This is a genomic window from Armatimonadota bacterium, assembly GCA_020354555.1.
GTDB lineage: Bacteria > Armatimonadota > Hebobacteria.
This window is the reverse complement of sequence record CP070648.1, coordinates 785517-791272: the sequence shown is the minus strand read 5'-3', so window position 1 is coordinate 791272 and position 5756 is coordinate 785517. Positions and strand designations below refer to the sequence as shown.

Here is a 5756-nt window from a genome sequence, read left to right as displayed (position 1 = left end):
GGCGAACGGAGAACGTCGGCGGCGGGCCCGGGTAGTCATAGAATGCCAGGAAGGCTTCCGCGGATGCATCGGCCGGCACAGCAGCCGGAGCGGCGTCGGCTACGCTGAAAGCGAGCACCAGAAACAGCAAGCACGCACAGGGCGCGCATGCCGGGAGTCGCGAGACGGCGCTCCCGCGTCGCCCCGGCGGTGTCGTTATCGGCCTGTCGCCTTCTTCACTCGATGTTCTGGCTTTCGGCGGCAAGCGCCACCGCCTTCCGCAACCGCTTGAGGCACCGTTCCTTGCCCAGAACCTCCAGCGTCTCGAACAGGCCCGGCCCGGTGGTTCTGCCCGTCACCGCTACCCGAGTGGGGTGGATGAGAGCGGCGGGCTTCATCTCAAGCTGGTCGGCGAGGCCGCGCACCGCTCGCTCCGTATTCGCCGCGTCGAACGGCTGGGCAGCCTCGAATCGGGTTGCGAGATCGGTCAGCGCGGAGGGCACGTAGTCCTTCGTCAGCCACTTCTTCACCGCGGCCGGGTCGTACTTCGGCTCTGCGCGGAAGAAGAACTCGGTGAGTCGCGGCAACTCGGACAGAACCTTGACACGCTCCTGCGCGAGCGCCAACACGCGACCGATCTGATCCCGCTCCGCGCAACCCGGATCGGCGCCTACGAGGCCCGCCTCGATGAGATAGGGCAACGCTAGTTCGGTGAAGCGTTCGCGATCACAGGAGCGGATGTAGTGCCCGTTCATCCAGTCGAGCTTGGTGATGTCGAAGATGCTCGGGGCCTTGCCGATGCCGTCGATGGAGAATGCCTCGATCAACTCGTCGCGGGTCATCACCTCGCGGTCATCGCCCGGCGCCCAGCCGAGGAGCGCGAGGAAATTGAACATGGCATGGGGCAGATAGCCCTGGTCGCGGTACGCGGTTACGGCGGTCGCGCCGTGCCGCTTGGACAGCTTGGCCCGGTCGGTGCCGAGCACCATCGGCAGATGGCCGAAGGCCGGCGGCTCCCACCCAAAGGCGGCGTAGAGCAGGACGTGCCGTGGGGTGCTCGAGATCCACTCCTGGGCGCGCAAGACATGGGTCATCGCCATCAGATGGTCGTCCACGACCGACGCCAGATGATAGGTCGGGAAGCCGTCGGACTTGAGGATGACGAAATCGTCGAGTGAAGCATTCTCGAATGACGTATGTCGAGCGACGCCCTCAACAGTCGTCCCGTCGACCATCATTCGCCCAACAATGATATCGCGAAAATCAGTCGTTCCACTCAGCGGTACGGCGAAACGGATGGTGGGGGCAATCCCCTCGGCCTCCTTCTGCGCGCGCTCTTCTGCGGAGAGGTGGCGGCACAAGCGGTCGTATCCCAGCGCCTCGCCGCGCTGCTCCTGCTCCTGCCGCCGACGCATGTCGGCCAGGCGCTCCGGGCTGCAATAGCAGTAGTAGGCGTGACCGCTTTCGAGCAGCGAGCGCGCGTGCTCGCGGTAGAGCTGCACGCGCTGGGACTGCACGTACGGGCCGTGCGGGCCGTCCGCCTCCGGTCCCTCGTCCCAGTCGAGGCCGAGCCAGCGCAAGGCCTCGAGGATGTTCTGCTGATACTCCGGGCGGCAGCGCGTCTGGTCGGTGTCCTCGATGCGCAGGATGAACCTGCCGCCGCAGTGGCGCGCGAGGAGCCAGTTGAATATGGCGGTGCGGGTGACACCGACGTGCAGCAGCCCGGTGGGCGACGGCGCCACGCGCACGCGTACGGTGTTGTCGGAAGCCATCGCGGACGCGCGCGAACCTTACCTGCGGATGAACTTGCGCTTCGCCTTCTTGCGGCCCTGCTCGACCTTGCGCTCGTCGAAGACCCAGATGTCGGACGCGGCCGGCCTGGTGAAGAAGGCGTGGTAGGCGCTGAGGTTGGAAGCCACGGTGCGGCGCGGCGTCCGCCGCACGACGTTGACCTCGGCCCACAGCTTCATGAAATGCAGGCCCTTGCTGTGGTCGGGCATGATCCGACACATGATCTCGAACACGGACCACGGGGCGCTGTTCGCCCGCTTGCACAGCGATTCGAGGTGCTTGATGCGATCGGCATCCAGCCCGAGCAAGGGATCCGGCTCGTCCTCGACTGCCAGGGCATAGTGGTCGGGTTCGTCCGCCCGCGTGAGCGAGATGATCGCGCCCGGCATGACTTTCGCGGACTTGTACCACTTCTCCAGATCGTAAACCAGGGTGCTGAACTGGTTGACCCACGCGTTGACCACTTTCCTCTTCGCCGGATGCAGGACGGCATAGACGAGCTGCGTCTCGGGCGGGAAGAAGTCGCGATCGGCTTCGCGAATCTTGATCGTGCCCGCCTTCCAGTGATCGTACGGCAAGGGATACCGTATCTCCGTCGCCGGCGCGTGATCCGGCGACAGCTCGATCTCGTCTTCCTCCCCGAAGTCTTCGTAGCGGGGGTCGTGCACCCAGGTTGCGAGCCCCTCTTCCAGGCCTTCGTCCTCCAGCGGCGCGTCGGCCTCGGGGTCGTCGAACTGCTCGGGATCGACCTCGCCGACCAAGAGGATTTCCGGGATATCTTGGATGTGCTCGGGAACGAACTCGGGCACGCCCCACGTCGCCTTGCCCATGCGCCCCAGGCTTTCATCTTGGGTCAGACCCTCATTGACAATGTCAATCGCGAGGGGGAAGCTCGGTGAAGTCGGCGAGATCTCGAAGATGCTCGTCACCAGGTCGCCCGTGGGGACAGGGCGCTTGCGTCGTTCGATCAGCGTGTGAATCTCCTCCAGATCCGTCGGGCTGACGGCGAGCTCCTCGACGGCAGCCATCTCCTCGCCCGGCAGGAGCTTGATCTCCTCCTCGGCGGCCTCTTTCGAGAGTTCGCGCAGCGCAGCCATGACCCTGTCTATCGAAGCGGAGGGAATCCATTGCACGGCGGAGAGCATGTGCAGCTTGTCTTCCGCCGCGAGTTCCTCCAAGTGGGCGATCGGATCGAATGCCTCGCCGCGCCGCTTCCACGTCAGGTAGCTCAGGATCTTGTGGGGTACCGGCACACTTGCGGCCTCGACTACCGCAAGCGCCATCGTCACATCGGACGCGCGCGCGCTGGGGCAGGCGGCATCAAGCTTGTTGATGAAGCGCAGCGTTTCCTTGCTGGCGAGGAAGAAGTTGCGCGTGATCATCTCCTGCTCGTCGGACTCCGCGATGTCGAGCAGCCATTCGCTGAGACCCCATGCGCCGTCGGGGGTGCGGAAATACTTGCGGCGCGGCTCCATGATGCGCGGCAGCAGCTCCTGATACTCCTCAGCCGAGATGGGCTGCTTCGCGATGACGGCCATTTCGTTAGCGAGCAGGGGCAGAGACAGCGGACGCCCGTATGAGCGCAGGTGATGCGCCAGCGCCCCGGCCAAAGGAAGATGAATGACCTGCCGCATCGCCAGATTCCACCGCCGGTCGTGCACCGAGAAGCGCGGGCTGTTGGCCATGACCTTGCGCAGCAGCTTCGGGTCCAGCTCCCCGCCCAGCACTTCGGAGGTCAACTCGCCGACTTTGGCCGCGTGGCCGCGATTCAGCAACACCTCGAATATCTCGTCGGCGAGATAGTGGTGCGCCAGCTGCTCCATCGCCTCCGATACCCGGCGACGACGGGGCTTGGGCGTGGCCTTGGGTTTGGCCTTGGACTTGGTGGTCTTTGCCTTGGACTTCGTCGAACGAGTTGGCACAACGTGCTCCATGGCCGCCGCGCGTCGCAGTGGCGCGCTGCGTACTGAGGTGATTGGGATTCACTCGGAAAATCTAGTGTAACCGGTACGCCACCGCGAGTCAAGATGCGCAGCACCCAGTCAGCCAACTTCCAGGCGTGCGCTCGACCCGCGAGGTGGGCATGGCGCTCCCCCACGCTAGGCCAGCCGCGCCAGTCCCTCGCTGACCCGCTGCGCGTAGGTCGAAGCCCACTCGGGGGTGTCGGTGGGGTTGATGCCGATGAAGCCCGTGCGCAGCATGATGTCCTTGGTGCGCGGGCACATGTCCGGCGTGTATTCCGGCAAGGCCTCAACGTGAGGGCAGCTGAAGGGGCACCCGTCGTCCGTGGCGGCTTTCAGTTCCATCAGGTGCTCCCAGTACCAGTACACGTGCCAGTCGCGGCTGCCCTGAGTCCCGCCGCCGGCGATGCCGCCGATGCCGATGTCAGCCGAGATCGCCTCCCGCGCAATCTCATGGGAGGGGAACAGAATGCCCAGCATGTAGCCGCACGTGCCCTCGGGATCCGCGGGGGCAATCCACCGCGCGCCCTTTGGCAGCTCGATCTCCTCCTGGAGCTGCCGCCAGATGCCCCGGGTAGCGCTATTGACCCAGTCGAGTTTGCGAAGCTGCGCCAGCGCGATCGCTCCCGACATCTCCGACATGCGGTAGTTCTCGCCGCAGAACAGCTCGCCCGGCCTGCGCTCGCGGGCAAACCGATCCGGCCGCCAGCAGGCGGCGGTGTCGTGGTAGCTCTGGGCGCGCGTGTACAGCCACTCGTCGTCGGTGACGATCATGCCCCCCTCGCCGCACGCCATGACCTTGTACGCGTCGAAGCTGAAGCAGCCGAGGTCGCTCCAGGTGCCCAGACAGCGCCCGCGATACGTCCCCCCCGCCGCCTGTGCCGTGTCTTCGATGAGCGCGAGTTCATGGCGCCGGGCGATGTCTTGCAGCACATCCATTTGGGCGTTGTACCCGTTCATGTGCACGACCATGATCGCTTTGGTGCGGGGCGTGATGCTCCGCTCGACCTCCTCGGGGTCGAGAGTCAGCGACTCGTCTATCTCCGTGATAACGGGAATGGCCTTGGCGACGACGACGGAAGCCGGGCTCGCGAAGAAGGTGTAGGCCGGGACGATCACCTCGGCGCCCGGGCCGATCCCCGCGGCGACGAGTGCAGCCACCAAGGCGCTCGTGCCCGAGTTGACCGCCAAGGCGTACTTCGCGCCCATCTTCGCCGCGAACTCCTTCTCGAGTTGCTCGACCATACTGCGCTCGTTGTAGTAGCGGAACAGATTGGCCTGCGGCGGCGTGGGCTCGCGGTCGAGCGCGCTTCGAATGGCCTGACGGCCGTCCTCGGATACGCCGAACAGGTGCACCAGTTCCATCAACTCTTCCGACGTGAACTTCCGATACGCGGGCCTTTCGATGTCTGACACTTCCTTCCATGCCTCCTGCGCGGTAGCGTGGGCCGCCGCCCCTCGACGTCGCCAGCGGCTGTCGGCATATTACGCCGTCGCGCGGCCGCTACCTCTGGGGAAACCGTGCAGATCGGCCGTTCCTCGCGGCGCGATCCGCACGAGTTGTTGGCCGCAGCAGGCGGGCCGAGGCCGGGCCGGGCGGCGGGGCGGGGTCGCGACCTCGGAATGGCCTGGGCAGCGGAGCCCGGGGCATTGCTCCGCAGCCGTCCGCGAGAAATGTGTGGATTCATCTCAATTCCGCGCAATTCTGTGGAATAAGTCTTGATGGTACCGCCTTCGAGGTAGGGCATGAGCGTTCACGTGTCGAGCTCGTTCGCATCGCGCCGGCAGAGAACAGGTACAGGCTCCACTACTCGACCGCGCCACGCTGACGTACCGGAGCGAGGATGCACGGCGCGGCCGCGCTGGCGCCGACTGATGACCGTAACGGCACTCGTGACGGAATCTTATCGCAAGGCCGGGCCTGCCGGAGATCACGAACCAGGAGTCGCAGTAGGGATCGCCAAAGCACGACCCATCGTCCCCTACGCATCCCAATCTCCGCAGCAGGGATCGGAGCAAAACTTG

The 5756-nt window shown here is 65.4% G+C and carries 3 protein-coding genes; all 3 read right to left on the bottom strand.

What is annotated here, in order from left to right; all coding sequences use genetic code 11:
• Positions 1 to 215: 215 nt before the first annotated feature.
• The 3 genes from JSV65_03235 to JSV65_03225 all read right to left on the bottom strand — a co-directional run bounded on the left by JSV65_03235 (position 216) and on the right by JSV65_03225 (position 5147).
• Positions 216 to 1751 (bottom strand): glutamate--tRNA ligase, encoded by a 1536-nt coding sequence (locus tag JSV65_03235; protein UCH35378.1) that lies wholly within the window; start codon positions 1749 to 1751, stop codon positions 216 to 218.
• An 18-nt stretch (positions 1752 to 1769) separates the two neighbouring features.
• Entirely contained in the window at positions 1770 to 3692 is a 1923-nt protein-coding gene (locus JSV65_03230) for a hypothetical protein (protein UCH35377.1), read from the bottom strand.
• Positions 3693 to 3869: 177 nt separating this feature from the next.
• Positions 3870 to 5147: an aminotransferase class I/II-fold pyridoxal phosphate-dependent enzyme gene (locus JSV65_03225; protein ID UCH35376.1), complete on the bottom strand. Its 1278-nt coding sequence runs from the start codon at positions 5145 to 5147 to the stop codon at positions 3870 to 3872.
• Positions 5148 to 5756: the final 609 nt, after the last annotated feature.